This is a genomic window from Mesorhizobium sp. CO1-1-7, from assembly GCF_020164885.1.
In the GTDB taxonomy this organism is placed as follows: domain Bacteria; phylum Pseudomonadota; class Alphaproteobacteria; order Rhizobiales; family Rhizobiaceae; genus Mesorhizobium; species Mesorhizobium australicum.
This window is the reverse complement of sequence record NZ_JAIUHA010000001.1, coordinates 464,217-487,956: the sequence shown is the minus strand read 5'-3', so window position 1 is coordinate 487,956 and position 23,740 is coordinate 464,217. Positions and strand designations below refer to the sequence as shown.

Genomic DNA, 23,740 nt, shown 5'->3' with positions numbered 1-23,740 from the left:
AGCAAACGGGGTGTTCCAAACCCGGAAAAACGGTGCTTATATGCGCGCTTCGCGAGCCTGATAGAGGGGCTTGGAAGAACATCAGGGAGTGCTCAATGAAGAAGAAATTGACTTTTGCAGCCGCGTTGCTGGCTGCAAGCGTCCTGGGCGGCGTGGCCAACGCGAAAACTCTGGTCTATTGCGCTGAAGCGTCGCCGGAGGGTTTCGACCCGGCGCCGTATACCGCGGGCCAGACATTCGACGCGTCCTCGCGCACCGTGTTCAATCGCCTTGTCGAATTCGATCACGGCAAGACCTCGGTTTCGCCCGGCCTGGCGGACAGCTGGACCATTTCCGACGACGGCAAGGAATATACCTTCAAGCTGCGCAAGGGCGTCAAGTTCGCGCCCACCGACTACTTCACCCCGACCCGCGACCTGAACGCCGACGACGTGGTGTTCTCGTTCGAGCGCCAGGTCGACAAGAATGGCCCCTGGTTCCAGTACATACCGGGCATCGCCTACCAGTATTACAATGATCAGTTCGGCGACAACATCACCAAGGTCGAGAAGGTCGACGACCTGACGGTGAAGTTCACCCTCAAGGAACCGGCAATCACCTTCATTCCGACCCTGGGCATGGATTTCGCCTCGATCGTCTCGAAGGAATATGCCGACAAGCTGCAGGCCGACAAGACGCCTGAACTGTTCAACCAGAAGCCGGTCGGCACTGGGCCGTTCATCTTCGTCGACTACCAGACCGATGCCGCCATCCGCTACAAGGCCAACCCGGACTATTGGGGCGGCAAGCAGAAGATCGACGATCTGGTCTTCGCCATCACCACCGATCCGGCGGTGCGCGCGCAAAAGCTGAAGGCCGGCGAATGCAACATCATGTCCTACCCGGCACCGGCCGACATTGCCGGCCTGCAGGCTGATGCGAACCTGACGGTCGCGGAGCAGGAAGGCCTCAACGTCGGCGCGCTGATGTACAACACCCAGCAGAAACCGTTCGACGACGTGCGTGTCCGCAAGGCGCTCAACATGGCCATCAACAAGAAGGCCATCATCGACGCGGTGTTCCAGGGTGCCGGCCAGGTGGCGATCAACCCGATCCCGCCGACCATGTGGTCCTACAACAAGGACGTGAAGGACGATCCGTACGATCCGGACGCGGCCAAGAAGATGCTTGAAGAGGCCGGCGTCAAGGACCTCAAGATGAACGTCTGGGCGATGCCCGTCTCGCGTCCGTACATGCCGAACGCGCGCCGCACCGCCGAACTGATCCAGGCGGACTTCGCAAAGGTCGGCGTCACGGTCAACATCGTCAGCTACGATTGGGGTGAATACCTCAAGCGCGCTTCCGCGGTCGATCACGACGGCGCCGTCATCGTCGGCTGGACCGGCGATAATGGCGATCCGGACAACTTCCTCGGCGTGCTCCTGAGCTGCGCTTCCGTCGGTTCGAACAACCGCGCGGAATGGTGCAACAAGGACTTCGATGCGCTCATCAACAAGGCCAAGACGGTTTCCGACCAGGCCGAGCGCACCAAGCTCTACGAACAGGCACAGGTCATCTTCAAGGAGCAGGCACCGTGGGCGACGCTCGCCCACTCCAAGGTGTTCATGCCGATGCAGAAAACCGTCTCCGGCTTTGCGATGGATCCGCTCGGTATCCATCGCTTTGACGGCGTCGATATCGCCGAATAAGGTTCGCGAAACGGGGCGGCGCCACAAGGCGCCGCCCCACCTCGCCCGCCATGCTGCGTTATATCCTCGGCAAGCTCGCCCTCATCATCCCGACCTTCATCGGGATAACCATCCTCGCTTTCGGCTTCGTGCGCATCCTGCCCGGTGATCCGGTGCTGGTGCTTGCGGGCGAACGTGGCCTGTCGCCCGAACGTCATACGGCGCTGATGCACCAGTTCGGGTTCGACCTGCCGATCTGGCAACAGTATCTGACCTATCTGACCAATATCCTCGGCGGCGATTTCGGCACCTCGTTTTCAACCAAGACGCCGGTGCTCAAGGATTTCCTGGTGCGGTTCCCGGCCACGGTCGAACTCGCCATCTTCGCCATGATCTTCGCCGTCATCTTCGGTGTTGCCTTCGGCATTTTTGCTGCCATCCGCCGCGGCTCCTGGTTCGACCAGCTGACCATGGGCACCGCGCTCGCCGGCTATTCCATGCCAATTTTCTGGTGGGGGCTGCTGCTGATCATCGTGTTTTCCGGCACGCTGCACTGGACGCCGGTCTCGGGCCGCATCGACCTTCTCTATTTCTTCAAGCCGGTGACCGGCTTCATGACCATCGATTCCCTCATCTCGGGCCAGAAGGGCGCCTTCCGCTCGGCGGTGTCGCACCTCATCTTGCCCACCATCGTGCTCGGCACCATTCCGCTGGCGGTCATCGCCAGGCAGACCCGCTCGGCCATGCTCGAAGTGCTGGGCGAGGATTATGTGCGCACCGCGCGCGCCAAGGGCCTGGCGCCGCGGCGCGTCATCGGCCTGCATGCCTTTCGCAACGCGCTGATCCCGGTCGTCACCACGATCGGCCTGCAGGTCGGCACGCTGTTGACCGGCGCCATCCTGACCGAGAGCATCTTTTCGTGGCCGGGCATCGGCAAGTGGATGATCGATGCCATTTCCAAGCGCGACTATTTCACCGTGCAGGGCGGGTTGCTTTTGATCGCGCTGATCGTCATGTCGGTGAACCTTATCGTCGACGTGCTCTATGCCGTCATAAACCCGCGCATCCGGGCGAATTGACATGACCAATGAAGGCCCAGCCACCATCGAAGCGGCGACCGTCGTCAAGCCGCAGGATGCGCGGCTGCAGATGTTCGCCGAATTCTGGCACTATTTCTCGATCAACAAGGGCGCGGTGATCGGCCTCTTCGTCTTCGCCCTGCTGATCCTGATCGCCATCTTCGCGCCGGTGCTCGCCCCGCATTCGCCGGACGATCAGTTCCGTGATTTCTTCCTGACGCCGCCGGCCTGGCAGGCGGGCGGCAACGCACAGTTCCTGCTCGGCACCGACGCCGTCGGCCGCGATATGCTTTCGCGCCTGATCTACGGCTCGCGATTCTCGCTCGCCATCGGCTTCGTCGTCGTCACCACGGCACTGATCTCCGGCGTCATCCTCGGCCTGCTCGCCGGCTACTGCCGTGGCTGGGTCGACACGCTGATCATGCGCATCATGGACATCATCCTGGCTTTCCCGTCGCTGCTGCTGGCCTTGGTGCTGGTCGCGGTGCTCGGCCCTGGCCTCGTCAATGCCATGATCGCCATCGCCTTCGTGCTGCAGCCGCACTTCGCCCGGCTCACCCGCGCCGCCGTGATGGCGGAGAAGACCCGCGAATATGTAGTCTCGGCCAAGGTCGCCGGGGCCAGCCATCTCAGGCTGATGCTGGTCACCATCCTGCCCAACTGCATCGCCCCGCTGATCGTGCAGGCGACGCTGTCCTTCTCCAACGCCATCCTCGAGGCGGCCGCCCTCGGCTTCCTCGGCATGGGGGCGCAGCCGCCGACGCCGGAATGGGGCACCATGCTTGCCGAAGCGCGCGAGTTCATCCTGCGCGCCTGGTGGGTTGTGACCTTCCCGGGCCTTGCCATCCTCATCACCGTCTTTGCCATCAACCTGATCGGCGACGGCCTGCGCGACGCGCTTGACCCCAAGCTGAAGAGGTCGTGAGCATGTCCCTGCTCGAGATCAAGAACCTCACCGTTTCCTTCGACACCGCCGCCGGACCGTTCATGGCCGTGCAAGGCATCGACCTTTCGGTCGAGCCGCGTGAGGTGCTGGCGATCGTCGGCGAGTCCGGCTCCGGCAAGTCAGTCTCGATGCTGGCGGTGATGGGGCTGTTGCCCAACACCGCGACGGTCAAGGCCGACCGCATGGCTTTCGATGGCGTCGACCTGTTGAAGCTCAGCCCATCCGAACGCCGCAAGATCGTCGGCAAGGACATCTCGATGATCTTCCAGGAGCCGATCGCCAGCCTCAACCCATGCTTCACCGTCGGCTTCCAGATCGAGGAAGTGTTGCGCTTTCACATGGGCATGGATCGCGCCCAGCGCCGGGCGCGTGCCATCGAGCTGATGAAGCTGGTCGGCATTGCCGATCCGGAAGAACGGCTGAGCTCTTTTCCGCACCAGATGTCGGGCGGCCAGTGCCAGCGCGTCATGATCGCGATTGCCATCGCCTGCAATCCGAAGCTCTTGATCGCCGACGAGCCGACGACCGCGCTCGACGTCACCATCCAGAAGCAGATCCTCGATCTCCTGGTCTCGCTGCAGGCCAAATACGGCATGGGCCTGATCATGATCACCCACAATATGGGCGTGGTGGCCGAGACCGCCGATCGCGTCATCGTCCAGTACAAGGGCCGCAAGATGGAAGAGGCCGACGTGCTGTCGCTGTTTGAATCGCCGAAAAGCAATTACACGCGCGCGCTTCTGTCGGCGCTGCCGGAAAACGCCGTCGGCGACCGGCTGCCGACTGTGTCCGACATGCTGTTCGAGCCTGCCCCTTCGGCAGCGGGAGCCTCGGCATGAGCACCACCGTCCTTGAAGGCAAGAACATCGTTCGCGACTACCATATCGGCGGCGGCCTGTTCTCCGGGCCGCGCACCGTGCATGCCGTCAAGGGCGTCTCCTTCACGGTGGACAAGGGCAAGACGCTGGCCATCGTCGGCGAAAGCGGCTGCGGCAAGTCCACGCTCGCCCGCATCATCACCTTGATCGATCCCGCGACGTCGGGCGAGCTCTTCATCGACGGCAACAAGGTCGATATCGCCAAAGGCGGATTGACGAAGGAGATGCGCCGCAAGGTGCAGATCGTCTTCCAGAACCCTTACGGATCGCTCAATCCGCGCCAGAAGATCGGCGATGTGCTGGGCGAGCCGCTGCTCATCAACACCGACAAGCCAGCCGCCGAACGGCGTGACCTCGCCATGAAGATGCTGAAGAAGGTCGGCCTCGGTCACGAGCACTATAACCGCTACCCGCACATGTTCTCGGGCGGCCAGCGCCAGCGCATCGCCATTGCCCGTGCGCTGATGCTCAACCCAAGCCTGCTGGTGCTCGACGAGCCGGTTTCGGCGCTCGATCTCTCGGTGCAGGCGCAGGTGCTCAACCTGCTCGCCGACCTGCAGGACGAATTCCAGCTGACCTATGTCTTCATCAGCCACGATTTGTCGGTGGTGCGCTACATCGCCGACGACGTGATGGTGATGTATTTCGGCGAGGCGGTCGAATACGGCCCGCGCGACGAGGTCTTCGCCGACCCCAAGCACAGCTACACCAGGACGCTGTTCGCCGCGACACCGCGCGCCGACGTGGCGAGCATCAAGGCGAGGCTGGCGAAGAAGAAGGCCGCCTAAGGTCGCAAGCCATGCAAATGGCCGACGTCAGCGCCGCCCCTCATTGTCCTGCCGGACATTTCTCCCCGTATAGTGACCGGGAGAAAAACGCTCTCACGGCCGGTTTCGCCACCACCAAGATTGCGAGCAGGGTGCCGAGGGTGCGGCCAGCCTCTTCTCCCCGTCACTATACGGGGAGAAGGTGCCGGCAGGCGGATGAGGGGCAGCGCGACGGCCCGGATCGATCGGTGCGATTGCCGCGAGCCTGACTCATTACGACAGCTTGGCGATGATGGCGCGCAAAGCCTCGCCGAATTTTTGCACCTCCTCGATCGTATTGTAGTGCACCAGCGAGGCGCGGATGGCGCCGCTGTCCATCGACAGGTTGAGGCGCTTCATCAGCCGCGGCGCGTACATGTGGCCGTCGCGGATGCCGATCTGCATCTCGGCCATTTCCTCGACGATCCGCTGCGGCGACAGCTTGCCGATATTGAAGCAGAAGGTCGGCACGCGCTCGTTGATGCGCGCCTCGTCGGCGACCCCGTAGATGGTCGCGCCGCAATCCTTCAGTACGCCCATCATCTCGCGCGCCAGCACCAGCTCATAATCGCGGATAGCGCCCATGCCGGCGACGATGTTTTCGCGTCGCGAGCGGTTGTTGGAGGGCGCCAGATTGCGGCCGATCAGTTCCAGATACTGCACGGCGGCATCCATGCCCGACACGTTCTCGTAGATGAAGGTGCCCGCCTCGACCTTGTATGGCGGCTCGTCCGGAATGAAATCCTCGCGGAAGGTCGGCAGCCGCTTCAGCGTCTCGAAGCGGCCCCACAGGAAGCCCATATGCGGCGAGAAATTCTTGTATCCGGAGCAGACGAGATAGTCGCAGCCCCAGGCCTGCACGTCGATCAGCCCATGCGGCCCGTAATGCACGCAGTCGAGGAACACTTCGGCGCCGGCGGCGTGGGCGATTTGCGCCACCGACGCGACATCGACGATCGAACCGATCGAGTGCGCCGTCACCGTGCAGGCGACCAGCCGAGTGCGGTCCGAAACCAGCGGCTTGAGATCGTCGACATGCAGATTGCCATCCTCACGCATGCGCCACCACTTGAATTTGGCGCCGGCCGATTCCAGCGCCAGCCAGGTGGCGATGTTGGCGTCGTGGTCCATGTCGGTGATGACGATCTCGTCGCGTTCTCCAAGCATCTGGCCGATGCCGAGGCTGACCAGGCGGATGAAGGAGGTGGCGTTCATGCCGAAGCAGATTTCCGCCGGGCTGTAAGCATTGATCAACAGTGCGACGCTTGTCCGCGCATCGGCGACCGACTGGTCGACGGTGACGCTGCGGCCATAGCGGCCGCCGCGCTGCACATTGTGCGAGACCAGGTGGTTGGTCACCGCGTCGAGCACGCTTTGCGGAATCTGCGCCCCGGCGGCGTTGTCCATGAAGATGAAATCGCCAGCCCGCTGCAGGGCGGGAAACATGGCGCGGATGGTGTCGACGGGAAAGCCGCCGGTGACCTGGGAGTTGCTCAAGGATATCTCCTGCGAAGTGCTTGCGGGGTGGTGAATGGTCAGCGGGCCTTCTCGTCCTTGAAGCGGGCTTCAAGGAGGCTGACGAGACGAACCATCGGCCAAAGGAAGATGAGATAGACCAGCGCCGCGCCGATCAGCGGCGAGGGATTGGCGTAGAGCGACTGTGCATTGGTCGCTTCCTTGAGCAGTTCCGGCAGCGCCACGGTGGAGGCCAGCGACGTGTCCTTGAACATCGAGACGCAGTTGCTGGTCATCGGCGGGATGACGACGCGCACCGCCTGCGGCAGCACCACCTTGCGCAAGGTCAAAAGGAACGGCAGGCCAAGCGCCTGCGCCGCCTCGAACTGGCCGCGCGGAATGCTCTCTATGCCGGAGCGGAACACTTCGGCCGAATAGGCCGACATGATGATGGCGAACGCGGTCACCGCCGACGCCCAGGACGACAGGCGTATGCCGAGGAAAGGCAGCGCGTAATAGATCAGGATCAGCACGACGAGGACCGGCAAGGCGCGGAAAATGTCGGTGTAACCGACCGCCAGCCAGCGCAGCGGCTTCGGCGCATAGAGCCGCAACAGGCTGATCACCAGGCCGATGGGAATGCCGATGCCGATGCTGAGCAGACCGAGCAGCAGCGTGTTCAGGAAGCCGCGCAGCAACGCCGGCAGGCTCGACGCGATGACGTCGGCGTTGAAGAAAGTGTCGATCAGCGACATCGAGGCATTCCCGAACGGTGTTGCGTCATCTGACGCCAGATCCCGACCCGGAACATCAAGATCGGCTTTGCCGAACGGATGCCAGTCCCGGGAAGGTCATGCGTGAAAAACGGGACGTGCCGACCCCTTGGGGCCGGCACGCATTCCGTCTGGCCGCCGCTCAGGCCTTGGGCATAGGCATTTCCTTGACGGTCGAGGAATCGGCCGGCGCGTCGCTGCCGAACCACTTTTTGTGGATCGCGGCCAACGTGCCGTCCTTCTTCATCGCCGTCAGCGCGTCGTTGAGTTTGCCGAGCAGCGGATGATCCTTGGTCATCATCAGGCCGTACTGCTCGCCGGTCTTGATGCGCTGCTTGACCTTCAGGTCCTTCATCTTGGTGAAGGAATATTCCATGCCGGGAATGTCGCTGACGGCGGCGTCGACACGGCCGGCGCTGAGGTCGAGCAAAAGGTTCTGCTGCGTGTCATAGCCCTTCACATCGCTGAAGCCGTCGGCTTCCTGATGCGCCTTGACCCAGGTCTCGCCGGTCGAGCCCGAGAGCACGCCGACGATCTTGCCCTTGAGGTCCGCCTCGGCGTTGACCGCGCTGTCGGTCTTGGTCGCGATACCCATGTCGGAATCATAATAGGGCTGGGTGAACGACTGCGACTTCAGCCGCTCCGGCGTGATCGTGATCGAGGAGATGGCGACGTCGATGCGCTTCGAAGTGGTCGCGGCGAACAGTGCCTGAAAGCCGAGATCGGCGATGTCGGTGGTCATGCCGGCGCGCTTGGCCGCCTCGTTGACGATGTCGACTTCGAAACCCTCGAACGTGCCGCTCTCGTTCTTGTATTCAAAGGGCGGATTGGTCGGGTAGGCGCCGACATTGAGCACATCGGCGGCATAGGCGGTTGCCGGTCCGGCCGCGATGCCGATTGCCGCGGCGACAAGGATGAGATTGCGACGGTTGAGCTTCATTGGTGGTCCCTCTGGGGTGTTCCCTCTGGTTGTTGATCGGGCGGGCTGGCCCGCACGGTTCTTGCCGTCCCGCCTCCCAGCGGGGCGTCAATTCATGACGGCGGCCCTGCGCTCGAGCGCAGCCGCGATTTTGTCGCGGTCGCATACGCATTCACGCGCGAAAGGTTGGCGATGGTCTCGGTACGCAGGTCGTGGAGCTGAGCGCGCGCACCATCGAAAGCGTAGCGCGCGCTGGTCGATGATTGGGGCTGCACAAACGACAAGGACTGAAACCCCTCCCACCCGGAGCACCATGATGACTGCCCGTAAAGCCCTCCAGGCCGACAGTCGCCATCCATCCTGAATGCTTATCCAAAGCGCGGCGCTTTTCAAGGCAAAAGTTTTAAGCTTAAAAAGTTTCCTGGCTTGATCGCTTGCGCAACCGGGCGCTAGCGCGGGTCCTCCCGCGCCAGTTCGGCCCGGGCGGCGGCATAATTGGCCGCGGCGCCCGCACCCAGGTACATCGTGTCGCTGGCCAGGACGAAGAAGCTGACGCCGATTGCCGCCCATTGGCCGATGGCCTGCGGGCTGCCGCAGAATATGCCGGAGGTCTTGTCGTGCGCGATCGCCACGCCGATGATCCTGCGGATCGCATCCGTGAGCTTGTCGGCGCCCTTCGGTCCGATCGCATCGATCGACACGGAGAGATCACCGGGGCCAACGAAGATCACGTCGACGCCGTCGACATCAGCGATCGCCTCGATGTTGGCCAATCCCTCGGCGGTCTCGACCTGGACCGCCACGACGATCCGGTCATTGGCGCCGGCCAGATATTCGGGAATGCGATAGCCATAACCGGCGGCGCGGCCGGGTCCGACGCCGCGCTCGCCCCGTGGCGGATAGCGGGATGCTTTCACGGCCATTGCCGCCTGTGCCGGTGTCGAGACGCGTGGCACCAGCACGCCTTGCGCGCCGCTGTCCAGCGCCGCCTGGATGGCTTCGGGCGCGTGGCCAGGAATGCGCACCATCGCCGGCACGCGGTGGACATCGGCGGCGCGCACCATGGTCTCGATGATGTCGCGTGAGATCTGGGCATGCTCCCAGTCGATGCAGAGGAAGTCGAGGCCGGACAGCGCCATCACTTCGACCGCGACGGGGTGAGGAATGGCAGCGAAGGAGCCGACGAGGTTGGCCTTGCCGATGCAATTCTGGCGGAACTCGCTCATGCCTAGTCCTTTTCTCATCCCGCCAAACTCATATCGGCAAACCGGGGCAGGGCGAAGCTATTTCATGCTTGAAATATTTTCGCGGAGCCGTAGCGTGCGATCTTCGCCGGGAGGTCGCGACATGAACAAAGCACATCCGCTGCACGGCTCCAACAAACTGAAGCTTGGCGTTTTCTCGACCAACGCCGATGGCGGCCTTGCCATATCGGATGTGCCGGAACGCTGGACGGCGAGCTGGCAGGACAATCTAACGGCCGCCCGGATCGCCGATCGCGCCGGGCTGGAGTTCATGTTGCCGATCGCGCGCTGGCGTGGCTTTGGCGGCCGCAACAAGGTGCGCGAGCGGTCCTTCGAGACCTTCACCTGGGCGGCGGCACTCAGCATGGCCACCGACAGGATCGGCCTGTTCATGACCGTGCACGTGCCGCTGGTCCATCCGCTCTATGCCGCCAAGGCGCTGGCGACGGTCGATCACATCAGCCAAGGCCGGGCCGGCCTGAACATCGTCTGCGGCTGGAACCCGAAGGAATTCGGCATGTTCGGCACGCCGCTGGTCGAGAAGGGCTACGACCAGGCGGCCGAATGGATCGAGATCCTCGAGAAGCTCTATGCATCGGCGGAGCCGCTGGACTACGAAGGCACCTATTATCACCTCAAGGAGGCGGTCAGCCGGCCGGCCAGCCTGCAGGTTCCGCGCCCCGTGACCATGAACGCCGCTTTCGGCGGCCCCGGCCGCGATTTCGCCGCGGCCCATTGCGACTACCTGTTCACGACCTTTTCCGAGATGGCCGATGCCGGCAAGCATGTCGCCGACATCAGCGAGCGAGCCGACAAGGTTGGCCGGCAGGTCGGCGTCTACACCGTGGCCCATGTCGTCTGCCGTCCGACCATGGAAGAGGCGCAGGCCTATTACAACAGATATGCCGTCGATCTGGCCGATCACGAGGCGGTCGATGCGCATATGGCCGGCAAGAAGGAATTCTCGCAGTCGCACGACCCGCATGCCTATGACCGCTACCGGCAGCGTTTCGCCGGCGGCGCCGGCACCTATCCGCTGGTTGGAACGCCGCAGACGATCGCCGCCGACATGGCCGCCATTGCCGCACACGGCTATCAGGGTATCGCGCTCTCCTTCGTCAATTACACGCAGGAGCTGCCCTATTTCTGCGATCACGTGCTGCCGTTGCTCAGGCAGGCTGGCCTTCGCGGGTAGCAGCGATGCCAAGGGGATGATCGGTGGCCTAGCCAGGATTTCAACGTCGTCATCCCTGGGCGGAGCAGGAGCGAAGCTCCGTCGCGGAGACCCTGGGATCCATGCCGCGATCTTAGCGACGGAGTGCGGCGGAGCAGAATTCCGGACCGCTGCAACGCTTTGATTTCACGGCATGGATCCTGGGGTCTGCGCCGCGTCGCTGCGCTCCTTGCTTCGCCCCAGGATGACGAAGCGATGGGCGTTTATTCCGGAATAACGGCGGTCGCCTGGATCTCCACCTTGGCGCGGTCCTCGACCAGCGCCACCACCTGCATGGCGGCCATCGCTGGAAAATGCCGGCCGATCACCTCGCGATAGGCCTCGCCGATCCCCTTGAGGTTGCCGAGATATTCGGCCTTGTCGGTAAAATACCAGGTCATCGAGGTGATGTGCCGTGGCTCCGCGCCGGCCTCGGCCAGCACCGCGACGATGTTCTGAAGCGTCTGCCGCACCTGGCCGGCGAAATCGTCGGTCTCGAACTGGCATTGCCCGTTCCAGCCGACCTGTCCGCCGACGAAGACGAGCCTGCCGCGCGCGGCCACGCCATTGGCGTAGCCGACCGGTTTTGCCCAGCCTTCCGGCTGCAGGATCTCGTGCATGTCGTCTCTCCGCCTGTCCAATATCGGGTCCGCAATATCCGTCTCGAAAACATTTCAGTCCGTGGTCACGACCTGTTCAGGCCGCGCCCATTACTTGCCGTGCGATCACAACCTTCTGCACGTCCGATGCGCCCTCGTAGATTCGCAGCGCGCGGATCTCGCGATACAGGCTCTCGACGATATGGCCCTTGCGGACACCATCGCCGCCATGCAGCTGCACCGCTTTGTCGATCACCTCCTGCGCCTTGTCGGTGGCGAACAGTTTGGCCATCGCCGCCTCGCGCGTCACCCGCGCCGCACCCATGTCCTTGGTCCATGCGGCGCGATAGACCAAAAGCGCCGCCGCATCGACGTCGAGCGCCATGTCGGCGATGTGGCCCTGCACCATCTGCAGTTCGGCCATCGGCGCGCCGAACAGTTTGCGCTCGGCCACCCGCTTGATGCTTTCATCGAGCGCGCGTCGGGCAAAGCCGAGTGCCGCCGCGCCGACGGTCGAGCGGAACACGTCGAGCACCGACATGGCGATGCGGAAACCGTCGCCAGGCTTGCCGATCAGGGCCGAGGCGGGCAACCGCACCCCGTCGAAAGACAAGCGCGCCAGTGGATGCGGCGCGATCACTTCCAGGCGTTCGGCGATACCGAGCCCCTTTGCATCGCCCGGCACCAGGAAGGCAGAGAGCCCCTTGGCTCCGGGCGCCTCGCCGGTGCGGGCGAAGACGACATAGATGTCCGCAATGCCGCCATTCGATATCCAGGTTTTTTCGCCGGTGAGAACATAGCTGTCGCCGTCACGGGTCGCCGCCATCTCCATGTTGGCGACATCAGATCCCGAACGCGGTTCCGATAGGGCGAAGGCTGATATCGCCTTGCCGGCGCGTGTCCTCGCAAGCCATTGCTGCTGCTCCGACGTGCCGAACAGGCTGAGCGCGCCGGTGCCGAGACCTTGCATGGCGAAAGCGAAATCGGCGAGGCCATCGTGGCGGGCCAGCGTCTCGCGCGTGATGCACAGGGCGCGCACGTCGAGTGGTGCGGGGTTGTCCGTATCGAGCGCCGTCGGCTTCAGCCAGCCGTCCCTGCCCAGTTTCGCGACCAGCTCGCGGCAGGCGGCGTCGACGTCATGGTGGTCGACCGGCAGGTTTTTCGCGCACCAGGCGTCCAGGTGCCCGGCCAGTTCACGATGGCGGTCTTCGAAGAAGGGCCAGTTGAGGAAGGAGCGGTCAGGCATGGATATCTCCCGTTACGCCTCGTTCCGTCACACCCCCCTCTGGCCTGCCGGCCATCTCCCCCGCAAGGGGGGAGATTAGCGGTTTCACCGATGCCGCCCCTTCCTCAGAGCTGGTAATTGGCGAAAGCCAGAGTGACATCTGATCCCCCCCCTTGCGGGGGAGATGGCCGGCAGGCCAGAGGGGGGTGCCTAGGCAACAAGCCATCTTCAATTCCCCTCGAACACCGGCTTTTCCTTGGCCACGAAAGCCCGATACGCCCGTTCGAAATCGCGCGTCTGCATGCAGATCGCCTGCGCCTGTGCTTCCGCCTCGATCGCCTGGTCGAGGCCCATCGACCATTCCTGGTTGAGCTGCGTCTTGGTGATGCCGTGGGCGAAGGTCGGGCCGGAGACGATGCGGGCGGCCATGTCGAGCGCGTCGGCCTCAAGTACGTCTGCCGCTACCAGCCTGTTATAGAACCCCCAGCGCTCGCCTTCCGTCGCTGTCATGGTTCGGCCGGTGTAGAGCAGTTCGGCGGCGCGGCCCTGGCCGATGATGCGCGGCAGGATCGCGCAGGCGCCCATGTCGCAGCCGGCAAGGCCGACCCGGGTGAACAGAAACGCCGTCTTGGCTTCCGGCGTGGCGATGCGGATATCCGAACTCATGGCGATGATGGCGCCGGCGCCGACCGCCACGCCGTCGACCGCGGCGATGATCGGCTTGCCGCAATTCAGCATCGCCTTGACGAAATCGCCGGTCATGCGGGTGAAGGCCAAGAGCTGCTTAATGTCCATCTTGACCAGCGGACCGATAATGTCGTGGACATCGCCGCCGGAGCAGAAATTGCCGCCATTGGAGAGGAACACCACGGCGTCGACGTCGTTGGCATAGACGAGATCGCGGAACGTGTCGCGCAGCTCGGCATAGCTGTCGAAGGTCAGCGGGTTCTTGCGCTCCGGCCGGTCAAGCCGGACCTTAGCGATCCTGCCCTCGACCTCCCACAGGAAATGCGTCGGCTTGAGGCCGGCCATTGCGGTCATTCGCGTCCCTCCCAGTTGCTGCGGAACGAGGTCAGCATGCCGGTCAGCCGGCGCGCATCCTCCTCGCTGACCTTGCCCAGCAATTCGCCGATCCAGCCCTCATGCGCGGCGGCGATGATGGCAAAGGACTTCGTACCTTCCTCGGTCAGCCGAACCATCGAGGTGCGGCGGTCGCCATTGCGGCGCGCGCGCGCCACCAGCCCTTCCGAAACCAGCCGGTCGACAATACCGGTGACATTGCCGTTGGACACCAGCAGGAAGCGCGACAGGTCGCTCATCAGCATGCCCTCCGGCGCGCGGTAAAGTGCTGCCATGACGTCGAAACGCGGCAACGTCGTGTCGAATTCCTTCTTCAGGCGCTCGCGCAGTTCGGCCTCGATCGTGCGCGACGCGCGCAGCAGCCTGATCCACAGGCGCAGCCGGTCCTTGCCGGGTCCCGACGGCAGGGGCAGGGGGCCGGCTACCATGTTTCGCCTCCCGAGATCGAAATCGCCTGTCCGGTGATCGATTGCGCCGCGTCGCCACACAGCCAAAGCACGGCTTCGGCAATTTCCCGCGGCTGGATGAAACGGCCTTGCGGATTGGTCGAGGCAAGACCGGCCCGCGCCTGTTCTGACGAGCGGCCGGTCTTTTCGACGATGCGCTGGATGGATTCCTCCAGCATGTCGGTCTCGACGAAGCCCGGGCACACGGCGTTGACGGTGACACCGGATTTCGCCGTCTCGGCGGCCAGCGCCCGCATCAGGCCGACGACGCCATGTTTGGCCGCGACGTAGGGTGCGACATAGGCGTAGCCTTTCAGACCTGCCGTGGAGGCGATGAAGATGATGCGGCCCGCCTTGCGCGCGGCCATGCCGGCCAGCGCCGGTTTCACCGTCAGGAAGGCGCCGGTCAGATTGACGTCGAGCGTCCGCTGCCAGTCGGCCAGCGGGATCTTGTGCGCCGGCGTGCTGCCGGCCATGCCGGCATTGGCGACGATGATATCGAACGGCCCGCGCGCGGCTTCAGCCTGCGCGTAGAGCGCCGCCGTTTCGGTCTCGCTCGTGACATCGGCGGCAATGCCGAAGATGCGGCCGCTTTGACCCGCGACCTTTGCGAGCTCCGTTTCCCGCCGGCCGCAGATGGTCACATCAACGCCGGCGCCGGCCAGTGCCAGGGCGATTGCCCGGCCGACGCCGGAGCCGCCGCCGGTGACCAGTGCGTGCTTGCCCGCGATCATGTGGCAATCCTCGAAGGTCGGCGCTGCCTCTTGCGCCAGATCGAAGCCATGACATGCACAGACATTCTGGGACTGGCGATTGGCCCGATGCTTGGTTGCCAGGTGGTTCCCCCAATCCGGCGTTGCTTCGCAACGCCACCTTTCCCCCCTCCGGAGGGAAAGGAAGGGAGCCTCATGAGACGAGCATCGGCGGCAGAGGGGTCGCGCCGTTCCTCTCCCCCGTCGATCGGGGGAGAGGTGGATCGGCGAAGCCGAGACGGAGTGGGGGTCGACCAGCGCAGTGCAAGACCATGCATGCGCGACGCCCCCCTGCATGCTGCGGGAAGGTGCCGGCAGGCGGATGAGGGGCAGCGTGGCGAACGAAAAATACTCATACTTTCAGCCCCGCTGCCGCATCGCGCTCGGCCAGCCGGTAGAGCTGGTCGCGGCCGGGCAGATAGGGATCCGGCCATTTGACTCCGCGGTCGCCGAGCGTGACGGCCGCGTGCAATGTCCAGTACGGATCGGCGAGATGCGGCCTCGCCAGTGCCACAAGGTCGGCGCGGCCGGCCATCAGGATCGAATTGACATGGTCCGGCTCGTAGATGTTGCCGACCGCCATCGTCGCCATGCCGACCTCGTTGCGGATGCGGTCGGAAAACGGCGTCTGGAACATGCGGCCATAGACCGGCTTTGCCAGCACCGAAGTTTGTCCTGCCGAGACGTCGCAAATGTCGACGCCGGCCTCATGCAACAGCCGCGCGATCTCGACCGCGTCGGCGGGTGTCACGCCTTCGATGCCGACCCAGTCATTGGCAGAAATACGCATCGAGATCGGCTTGTGCGCCGGCCAGGCGGCGCGCACCGCGTGGAAAACCTCGAGGGGATAGCGCATGCGGTTTTCCAGCGAACCGCCATAGGCGTCCGTGCGGCGGTTGGTGACCGGCGTGATGAAGGACGACAGGAGATAGCCATGGGCGGCGTGGATCTCCAACATGTCGAAGCCGCAGCGATCGGCCATCTGCGCCGAAGCCACGAACTCGTCGCGCACTCTGTCCATGTCGGCGCGGTCCATCGCCTTCGGCACCTGATTCTGCGGCGACCACGCCACGGCGGATGCCGCCATGACTGGCCAGTTGCCTGATGCCAGCGGTACGTCTGTTCCTTCCCAGCCGAGCCGGGTCGAACCCTTGGCGCCGGAATGGCCGATCTGCGCGCAGATCTTCGCTTCGGTCTCGGTATGGACGAAGCCGACCAGCCGTTTCCAAGCCGCCTCATGTTCAGGCGCGTAGAAGCCCGGGCAGCCGGGCGTGATGCGCCCTTCCGGACTGACGCAAGTCATCTCGATATAGATGAGCCCGGCGCCGCCCTTGGCACGCTCGGCATAGTGGGTGAAATGCCAGTCCGTCGGGCACCCGTCGACAGCCTTGTACTGCGCCATCGGCGAGACAACGACGCGGTTTAGCAGCCGCATGTCGCGCAGCTTGAACGGCGCGAACATCGGCGCCCGGCGCAGCCTGTTGCCACCGGCACCCGCCTGGCGCTGGAACCATTCTTCGGCGCCGCCCAGCCATTCGGCATCGCGCAGCCGCAGATTCTCGTGGCTGATGCGTTGCGAGCGGGTCAAAAGCGAATAGTTGAACTGCACCGGATCGAGGCCGAGATAGCGCTCGACCTCCTCGAACCATTCCAGCGAATTGCGCGCCGCCGACTGCAGCTTCAGCACCTCGGTGCGGCGGGCGTCCTCATATTTACGGAAGGCGGCCTCGAGGTCCGGTTCGGTCTCGACATAATCGGCCAGCGCCACCGCGCTTTCCAGCGCCAGTTTGGTGCCGGAGCCGATCGAGAAATGCGCCGAGGCCGCCGCGTCGCCCATCAGCGCCAGATTCTTGCAGGACCAGCGCTCGCACAGCACGCGCGGGAAATTGATCCAGGCCGAGCCACGGATATGGTTGGCGTTGGTCATCAGCGCGTGGCCGCCAAGATGCTTGGCAAAGATGCGCTCGCACACCGCGATGGACTCCTGCTGCGACATCGCGCCGAAGCCGAAGGCGGCCCAGGTCTGTTCGCTGCATTCGACGATGAAGGTCGCGGTCTCGCTGTCGAACTGGTAGGCGTGCGCCCACACCCAGCCATGCTCAGTCTTCTCGAAGATGAAGGTGAAGGCGTCGTCGAATTTCTGGTTGGTACCGAGCCAGACGAATTTGCATTTGCGGGTGTCGATGTCGGGCTTGAAGATATCGACGAACGTGTTGCGCGCCCTTGAGTTCAGTCCGTCGGCGGCGACGACCAGGTCATGCGTCTCCATATAAGGGCGGGGATCGGCGATGTCGGTTTCGAACATCAGCTTGACGCCGAGTTCGCGCGCGCGGCGCTGCAAGAGGACCAGCAGCCGCTTGCGGCCGATGCCGCAGAAGCCGTGCCCCGACGAGACCGTGCGCACGCCGTCATGGATGACGGCGATGTCGTCCCAATAGGCAAAATGCTTCTTGATCCAGACGGCGCTGACCGGATCATTCTCAGCAAGATTGTCGAGCGTCTCGGCCGACAGGACCACGCCCCAGCCGAACGTGTCGTCGGCGCGGTTGCGCTCGAAAACCGTCACGTCGTGCGCGGCGTCCCTCAGCTTCATCGAAATGGCAAAGTAGAGGCCGGCTGGTCCGCCGCCGAGAACCGCAACCTTCATCTGTGCGATCTCCTCTTCGCTTGCTATGCCTCAGTATCGCGCCGGAGGTAGGATATTTCAAGCTTAAAGTTTTATATCGAAATGATTATGCGAGCGTGGGTGCCGCGCTTGCCGGGACATCCTGCAAGCGCGCCGCGAGAGATCATTTCTCCGGATTCTTCGGGCTCCACAGCACGGTCTCGGCACCCTTCTCATAAGCCATGCCCGAGGGATAGCTGATCGCCTCGAGTTGCAGCCCCCACGGCGCCTGGAAATAGAGGATGGTCTGGCCGGCGGCGGGTCCTTCCTTGACCGGCAGCGGCCCCATCCTGGTCTTGACACCCTTGCCATCGAGATAGGCCTTGGCCGCGGCGACATCGTCGACATAGAAGGCGATGTGAAAGCCGCCAATGTCGCTGTTTTTCGGTGTCAGATCCTTCTGGTCGGGCGCGGTATATTTGAACAGCTCGATGTTTGATCCATAGCCGCAACGCACCATGGTGACCTGCTCGATGACAGCCTTCGGATCGACGCCGAGCAGGTCCTGCATGAAGGTGCCCTTGTCGTCGGCAAACGGGCCGAACGACATCGCCTTCTTGCAGCCGACGACCTCGGTGAAGAAGTCGACCGCCTGCTTCATGTCGGGAACCGTGATGCCGGTATGGTCGTGCCCGCGCATGCCGGGGATCGAGCTCGCCGAGGCCATGCCGGCGCTGCCGAGGATAGCGGCCGCGAGCGTCGCACTTCGGATTATCATCTTCATGTTTGTTCTCCTCCGTTTGGCGGGACTTGGTTAGCCTTCGATCGCACGTCCGAAGCCCGTTTTTCGGCGTGCGGTTGTTTTCATGTCGGGACCCTTGCCGTTGGGATGTTCAGCCAGTCCGGATCGATTTCCGGCAGCGGAATGGCGGCGAGCAGGTCGCGCGTGTAGCTCTGCCGCGGATTGTCGAACAAGGCGTCGGTGGCGCTCGCTTCGACGATGCTGCCTTCGCGCATGACGATCACCTGCCGGCACAGCCGCCGGATGACCGACAGATCGTGACTGATAAAGGCGACCGTCAGCCCCATCTCCGCCGCCAGTCTCTCCAGAAGGGTGAGGATCTGGGCCTGCGTCGAGACGTCGAGCCCGGAGACGATCTCGTCGGCCAGCACGAATTTCGGCGACAGCGCCAGCGCGCGCGCTATGCCGACGCGCTGGCGTTGGCCGCCCGACAGTTCGTGGCGATAGCGGCTGGCGAAGCTTTGCGGCAACCCAACCCGCTGCAGCGCCTCGGCGACGCGATCCCTGAGATTGTCGCCAAGTCCATTTTGCTTGAGCGGCGCGGCGATGATGCTGGCGATGGTGCGGCGCGGATTGAGCGACGACATCGGATCCTGGAAGATCATCTGCAGGTCGCGGCGCAGTGGCCGCAGTTCCGCTTCCGGCAGATGGGTGATGTCGCGGCCTTCGAAACGGATCTCGCCGGCGCTCGGCTCCAGCAGCCGCACCAGCGCACGGCCAAGCGTCGATTTGCCGGATCCGGATTCGCCGACGATGCCGGTCACCGAACCTCTCGACAGATCGAAGTCGAAACCTCTGAGAATTTCGGCCAGCGGTGCGCGGCCGATGAGCGGCTTGCGCGTCATGTCGGGCAAGGCGACCTTCAGCCCGCGCACGGAGAACAGCGGCTCAGCCATGCGGCCGCCTCCAGGCCTGGTCGGCGGCAGCAATCTCGGCGGCGAGCCCGGCCAGTACCGCCTCGTCCACCGGCTTCAGCGAAGCATATGGATCGGTATAGCGCGGCGTCGCCGCCATCAGCGCTCGGGTGTACGGATGCCGAGGTGCCGCGAAAAGCGCCGCGGTCTCTGCCTCTTCCACCACCTTGCCGGCATAGAGCACCGAGACTTTCTGGCTGATCTTGGCGACGACGCCGAGATCGTGGGTGACGAACAGGATCGCGGTGCCATGTTCGCGCTGCAACGCAGCGATGAGCCGCAGGATCTGCTTCTGCACGGTGACGTCGAGGGCCGTGGTCGGCTCGTCGGCGACGATCAGGCGTGGCTCGGCTGCGAAGGCGGCGGCAATCAGCACGCGCTGGCGCATGCCGCCGGACAATTCGTGCGGATAGCTCTTCAGCACGCGGTCGGGGTCGCGGATCTGCACCTCATCAAGCAACTGCCGGATACGCCGATCGGCCTTGTCTCCGCTCCAGCCGAGAATGCGCACCAGACGGTCGGTCATCTGGGGGCCGATGCGGCGCGAGGGGTTGAGTGCGGTCAGCGGATCCTGCGGGATCAGCGCCGTGCGCGCGCCGATCAGCGTGCGCCGCGCTTTTGGCGGGAGTTTGCCGAGGTCTTCGCCCTCGAGTCTCATATCGCCTTCGACGATGCGCACGCTCGACGGCAACACACCAAGCACCGCCTTGCCGATCATTGTCTTGCCGGCGCCGCTTTCGCCGACAAGCGCGCGCACTTCACCGGGTTGTACCGAGAGCGAAACAGAGCGCAGCACGCGCTGGCCGTTGGCCAGCACGGCGCTCAGATCGGTTATGTCGAGACAGGCGCTCATCGCAGCACCGGATCGAAACGCGTCTTCAGCGCTTCGCCGAACTGGCTGAAAGAGAGCACGGTGAGGATCAGCGTGATCAGCGGGAAGACCAGCACCCACCAGGCCTGATGGATCGACAGCCGGCCCTCGGCGATGATGCCGCCCCAGGTCGGATCGTCGGTCGAGATCGACAGATTGACGAAGGACAGGATCGCCTCGACGATGACGGCGATGCCCATCTCCAGCGACAGCAGCGCCACGATCGACGGCACCACATTGGGCAGCACTTCGCGCAGCATGATGCCGAAGCGGCCATAGCCGGCGATACGGGCATTCTCGACATAGTCCATGCGTGACTGGCCCATTGCCTCGGCGCGAATGACCCGGCAAAAACGCGTCCAGTCGATGATGGCGATGGCGAGGATGACGGAGCTCAAGCCGGTGCCGAGCACGGCGACCAGGAGGATGGCGAACAGCACCGGCGGGAAGGCCATCCAGATGTCGACGATGCGCGAGATGATGCGGTCCGCCCAGCCGCCGAAATAGCCCGCGACCAGCCCTAATGTGGAGCCGACCACGCAGGCGGCGATGGCCGCCGCGAAAGCAACGATGAAGGCGATGCGGCCGCCGAAAATCAGCCGGGAGAGCAGGTCGCGGCCGAGACTGTCGGTGCCCAGCCAATAGCCGGGCTCGGCGCCATCGAGCCAGAACGGCGGCAGACGCTCCAGCATCAAATCCTGCGCCAGCGGATCCTGCGGCGCCACCAGCGGCGCCAAGATCGCGGCCAGCAGCGCCAGCAGCAGCCAACCGCCGGCGAGCCACAGCCTCGGGCTCGATCCGTGCCTGATGATGCGTGCCTCATCCATGGCGCAGCCTCGGATTGAGCAGCGCGTACATCATGTCCACCGCGAGATTGATCAGCACGAACAGCAGCGCGAAGACCAGCACGATGCCCTGGATCAGCGGCAGGTCGCGGTTGATGACGGCGTCGATCGCCATGTTGCCGAGGCCCTCATAGGAGAACAGCCGCTCGACGATGACGGTGCCGCCGATGAGGAAGGTGAACTGCACGCCGATGAGCGTCAGTGTCGGCAAGGCGGCGTTCTTCAGCGCCTCGCGCAAGATGACCTGCGTTTCCGAAAACCCCTTGACCCGCGCCAGCACGACATAGTCGAGGTCGAGCACTTCCTTCAGCGACTGCTTCAGTAGCTGCGCGATGATGGCCGCGAGCGGCAGCGCCAGCGCCACGGCTGGCATCAGCATGTGCTTCAAGAGGTCCCAGGTGAGATCGAGGCGCAGCCGAAGCAAGCTTTCGAACAGATAGAACTGGCTGACGAAGGGCAGGTCTAGCTGCGGCGACACGCGGCCGGAAATGTCGAAGATCGGCACCAGCACGCCGAACAGCAGGATCAGCACCAGGCCCCAGAGAAAATCGGGGATGGAAAGCGCGGCACCGCTGGCGATGTCGATGCCGGCCTCGACCGCCGTGCCGCGCTCGCGCGCGCCCAGGATCGCCGTCGTGCCGCCGATCGCCACTGCCATGATGAGCGCGACGATGGCAAGCTCCAGCGTAGCCGGCAGCCGGCTGAAGACGAGGCCAAGCACGTCCTGCCGCAGCGAGATCGAGGTGCCGAAATCGCCCCTGGCGACACCGGACAGCCAGATGAAGAACTGCTGCACGATCGTCTTGTCGAGCCCATAGAGCGCACGCAGACGGGCGATGTCATCATTGGTGGCACCGGGCGGCAGCATCATGGCGATCGGATCGCCGGGCGCGACGCGGATGACCACGAATACGACGACGGCCACGCCGAACAGCGTGATCAGCATCGTCAGCAGACGGATCAGGAATCGTTGCAGGAGCATGTAAATCTTTGCAGGAGCTCGCAGGCTCATATGCCTGTAGAAATGCGCGCCGTCGCTATGGACGGCGCGCGGTAAGCCCAGGCTGATATCAGGCCGGGGTCATCAGGGCCGGCAGCAGCGCGCCGGAAATATGCTGCACGACGTTGACGCCCTTGGCATGCACGATCGGTTGCGCATACTGCATAAGCGGCAGCACGTAGGCCTGCTCGGCGATGTATTTATCGACCGCCTTCCACCCGGCGATGCGCTTGGCCTCGTCCTTCTCTCCCCACAGTGGGTTGATCATGTCGATCAGGTCCTGGCTGTCCCAGACCGAATGCGGGCTCGGCCCATACATGGCAAAGCCGGTCGACGTGGTCGGGTCGCCAATGGCGTTGCCCCAATTGTAGAAGGCCGCCGGCGCGAGCTTGTCGGCGGCGCGCAGTTCGTAGTGCTTGGCGATCTCGTAGACCTCGATCGTCGCCTCGATGCCGACCTTGCGCCACATGCCGACGATCGCCTGGATCATCTCATAGTCCTTGGGCTTGAAGCCCTTGGTCGTCTGGATGGTGAACTTGACCGGCTTTTCCAGCGAATAGCCCGAGGCCGCCAGCAGCTCCTTGGCCTTTTCCGGATTGTGCTCGACCTTGATCGAGGCATCGTAGGCCGCGTATTCCGGCGTTTCCAGCGTGGCGAGCGGCTGGCCGTAGCCGCGCAGCAGCCGCTTGACCAGAAGCTCCTTGTCGACCGCCATGACGGCTGCCTGGCGCACGTTCTTGTCCAGCATCGCTTCGATGTCGTTGAAGAAGATCATGCCGATATCGGAAACATTCTTGATCGACCCGGCAAGCCCGTCCTTGGCGATCAGCCGGTCGTACTCTTCATAGGGGATTTCGAGCGTCACCTGCGAGGAACCGGATTCGATCTCGGCGACACGGCTCGCCGCGTCGGTGACGAATTTGATCGTCACGTTCTCGAATGCCGGCTTGCCGCCCCAGTATTTCGGATTGGCCTTGAGCCGCAGGAAGGCGTTGCGTTCGAACTTCTCGACCATGTAGGGGCCGGTTCCGATCGGAGCCTTCTCGAAACCTTCGGCACCGACCTTCTCGTAATAGGCCTTCGGCATGATGTAGCCGGTGAGGAACGACATCCATTTGAAATAGACCGGGTCGAACTGCACGACATCGCCCGTGATCTTGTTGCCGTCGATCTTGAAATTGTTGACGTTCTTCCACACGAACTGGATCGGGTTGCCGGTCTTTTCATCGCCCGCCCGCTGCAACGACCAGACCACGTCCTCGGGCGTGAACGGCGAGCCGTCATGCCAGGTTACACCCTCGCGCACCGTCATCATGATCTTGGTGCGGTCCTCGTTCCAGCCCCATTCGGTGAGCAGGCCCGGCGCGAAGGACAGGTCCGGCTTCTGCGGGATGAACTGGTCGAACACCGACTGGTAGAGGCCCTGGATGGTCGGGTTGACAGCCGACGGTCCGGTGGTCGGGTCCCAGGACGGCAGGTTGACATTATAGGCGATGGTCAACTCGCCGGCGGCGGCATTGGCCATCTTGGGCAGGCCGACAGCGGCCACACCAAGTGCCGCGGCACTGTATCCCAGTAATTCGCGTCTGTTGATTGTCATGGTCGTTCCCCTTGTTGGTTT

Annotated in this window: 22 protein-coding genes; 6 read left to right on the top strand and 16 right to left on the bottom strand. The window is 63.8% G+C overall.

What is annotated here, in order from left to right; translation table 11 throughout:
* The first annotated feature begins 95 nt into the window (after positions 1 to 95).
* The 5 genes from LB516_RS02210 (at position 96) to LB516_RS02190 (ending at position 5,358) form a co-directional block, all read left to right on the top strand.
* Positions 96 to 1,688, top strand: a complete 1,593-nt coding sequence (locus LB516_RS02210) for an ABC transporter substrate-binding protein (RefSeq protein WP_015314102.1) — start codon at positions 96 to 98, stop codon at positions 1,686 to 1,688.
* 50 nt (positions 1,689 to 1,738) lie between these two features.
* A complete protein-coding gene (locus LB516_RS02205) occupies positions 1,739 to 2,746 on the top strand; it encodes an ABC transporter permease subunit (protein WP_015314101.1) in 1,008 nt (335 codons plus the stop codon).
* A 70-nt stretch (positions 2,747 to 2,816) separates the two neighbouring features.
* On the top strand, positions 2,817 to 3,671 hold the full coding sequence (locus tag LB516_RS02200; protein WP_224718930.1) for an ABC transporter permease subunit: 855 nt from the start codon (positions 2,817 to 2,819) through the stop codon (positions 3,669 to 3,671).
* 2 nt (positions 3,672 to 3,673) lie between these two features.
* Positions 3,674 to 4,531, top strand: a complete 858-nt coding sequence (locus LB516_RS02195; RefSeq protein ID WP_015314099.1) for an ABC transporter ATP-binding protein — start codon at positions 3,674 to 3,676, stop codon at positions 4,529 to 4,531.
* Positions 4,528 to 5,358, top strand: coding sequence for a dipeptide ABC transporter ATP-binding protein (locus tag LB516_RS02190; protein ID WP_140714153.1), 831 nt, complete (start codon positions 4,528 to 4,530; stop codon positions 5,356 to 5,358). The genes LB516_RS02195 and LB516_RS02190 overlap by 4 nt, the downstream gene beginning before the upstream one ends.
* A gap of 252 nt (positions 5,359 to 5,610) precedes the next feature.
* On the opposite strand, the gene LB516_RS02185 is transcribed toward LB516_RS02190, so the two are convergent.
* From LB516_RS02185 to LB516_RS02170, 4 genes are all read right to left on the bottom strand, one after another.
* Positions 5,611 to 6,873, bottom strand: coding sequence for a cysteine desulfurase-like protein (locus LB516_RS02185; protein ID WP_181166265.1), 1,263 nt, complete (start codon positions 6,871 to 6,873; stop codon positions 5,611 to 5,613).
* Positions 6,874 to 6,911: 38 nt separating this feature from the next.
* Positions 6,912 to 7,586, bottom strand: a complete 675-nt coding sequence (locus LB516_RS02180; protein ID WP_140614842.1) for an amino acid ABC transporter permease — start codon at positions 7,584 to 7,586, stop codon at positions 6,912 to 6,914.
* Positions 7,587 to 7,746: 160 nt separating this feature from the next.
* Positions 7,747 to 8,544, bottom strand: coding sequence for an ABC transporter substrate-binding protein (locus tag LB516_RS02175; protein ID WP_015314095.1), 798 nt, complete (start codon positions 8,542 to 8,544; stop codon positions 7,747 to 7,749).
* 428 nt (positions 8,545 to 8,972) lie between these two features.
* The gene (locus LB516_RS02170; RefSeq protein WP_224718836.1) at positions 8,973 to 9,749 is read right to left on the bottom strand and encodes an HpcH/HpaI aldolase family protein; all 777 of its coding nucleotides are present in this window, start codon (positions 9,747 to 9,749) and stop codon (positions 8,973 to 8,975) included.
* Between the two features lie 121 nt (positions 9,750 to 9,870).
* On the opposite strand from LB516_RS02170, the gene LB516_RS02165 reads away from it, so the two are divergent.
* Positions 9,871 to 10,962 (top strand): LLM class flavin-dependent oxidoreductase, encoded by a 1,092-nt coding sequence (locus LB516_RS02165; RefSeq protein ID WP_224718835.1) that lies wholly within the window; start codon positions 9,871 to 9,873, stop codon positions 10,960 to 10,962.
* A 242-nt stretch (positions 10,963 to 11,204) separates the two neighbouring features.
* On the opposite strand, the gene LB516_RS02160 is transcribed toward LB516_RS02165, so the two are convergent.
* From LB516_RS02160 to LB516_RS02105, 12 genes are all read right to left on the bottom strand, one after another.
* The gene (locus tag LB516_RS02160; RefSeq protein WP_135916832.1) at positions 11,205 to 11,600 is read right to left on the bottom strand and encodes a RidA family protein; all 396 of its coding nucleotides are present in this window, start codon (positions 11,598 to 11,600) and stop codon (positions 11,205 to 11,207) included.
* 76 nt (positions 11,601 to 11,676) lie between these two features.
* The gene (locus LB516_RS02155; RefSeq protein ID WP_224718834.1) at positions 11,677 to 12,825 is read right to left on the bottom strand and encodes an acyl-CoA dehydrogenase family protein; all 1,149 of its coding nucleotides are present in this window, start codon (positions 12,823 to 12,825) and stop codon (positions 11,677 to 11,679) included.
* A 207-nt stretch (positions 12,826 to 13,032) separates the two neighbouring features.
* A complete protein-coding gene (locus tag LB516_RS02150; RefSeq protein WP_224718833.1) occupies positions 13,033 to 13,845 on the bottom strand; it encodes an enoyl-CoA hydratase family protein in 813 nt (270 codons plus the stop codon).
* A complete protein-coding gene (locus LB516_RS02145; RefSeq protein WP_015314089.1) occupies positions 13,842 to 14,312 on the bottom strand; it encodes a MarR family winged helix-turn-helix transcriptional regulator in 471 nt (156 codons plus the stop codon). The genes LB516_RS02150 and LB516_RS02145 overlap by 4 nt, the downstream gene beginning before the upstream one ends.
* On the bottom strand, positions 14,306 to 15,064 hold the full coding sequence (locus LB516_RS02140) for an SDR family NAD(P)-dependent oxidoreductase (RefSeq protein WP_224718832.1): 759 nt from the start codon (positions 15,062 to 15,064) through the stop codon (positions 14,306 to 14,308). Before LB516_RS02140 ends, LB516_RS02145 begins: the two co-directional genes overlap by 7 nt.
* 370 nt (positions 15,065 to 15,434) lie before the next feature.
* Positions 15,435 to 17,729, bottom strand: coding sequence for a bifunctional salicylyl-CoA 5-hydroxylase/oxidoreductase (locus tag LB516_RS02135; protein ID WP_224718831.1), 2,295 nt, complete (start codon positions 17,727 to 17,729; stop codon positions 15,435 to 15,437).
* A 142-nt stretch (positions 17,730 to 17,871) separates the two neighbouring features.
* Positions 17,872 to 18,471 carry a VOC family protein gene (locus tag LB516_RS02130; protein ID WP_140723083.1) on the bottom strand — a complete coding sequence of 200 codons (600 nt, stop codon included), beginning with the start codon at positions 18,469 to 18,471 and terminating at the stop codon, positions 17,872 to 17,874.
* Between the two features lie 80 nt (positions 18,472 to 18,551).
* On the bottom strand, positions 18,552 to 19,385 hold the full coding sequence (locus tag LB516_RS02125; protein WP_224718830.1) for an ATP-binding cassette domain-containing protein: 834 nt from the start codon (positions 19,383 to 19,385) through the stop codon (positions 18,552 to 18,554).
* Entirely contained in the window at positions 19,378 to 20,256 is an 879-nt protein-coding gene (locus tag LB516_RS02120) for an ABC transporter ATP-binding protein (RefSeq protein WP_224718829.1), read from the bottom strand. Before LB516_RS02120 ends, LB516_RS02125 begins: the two co-directional genes overlap by 8 nt.
* Entirely contained in the window at positions 20,253 to 21,101 is an 849-nt protein-coding gene (locus tag LB516_RS02115) for an ABC transporter permease (RefSeq protein ID WP_140614831.1), read from the bottom strand. The genes LB516_RS02120 and LB516_RS02115 overlap by 4 nt, the downstream gene beginning before the upstream one ends.
* Positions 21,094 to 22,101: an ABC transporter permease gene (locus LB516_RS02110; protein WP_224718828.1), complete on the bottom strand. Its 1,008-nt coding sequence runs from the start codon at positions 22,099 to 22,101 to the stop codon at positions 21,094 to 21,096. Before LB516_RS02110 ends, LB516_RS02115 begins: the two co-directional genes overlap by 8 nt.
* Before the next feature lie 88 nt (positions 22,102 to 22,189).
* Positions 22,190 to 23,719 (bottom strand): ABC transporter substrate-binding protein, encoded by a 1,530-nt coding sequence (locus tag LB516_RS02105; protein WP_224718827.1) that lies wholly within the window; start codon positions 23,717 to 23,719, stop codon positions 22,190 to 22,192.
* Positions 23,720 to 23,740: the final 21 nt, after the last annotated feature.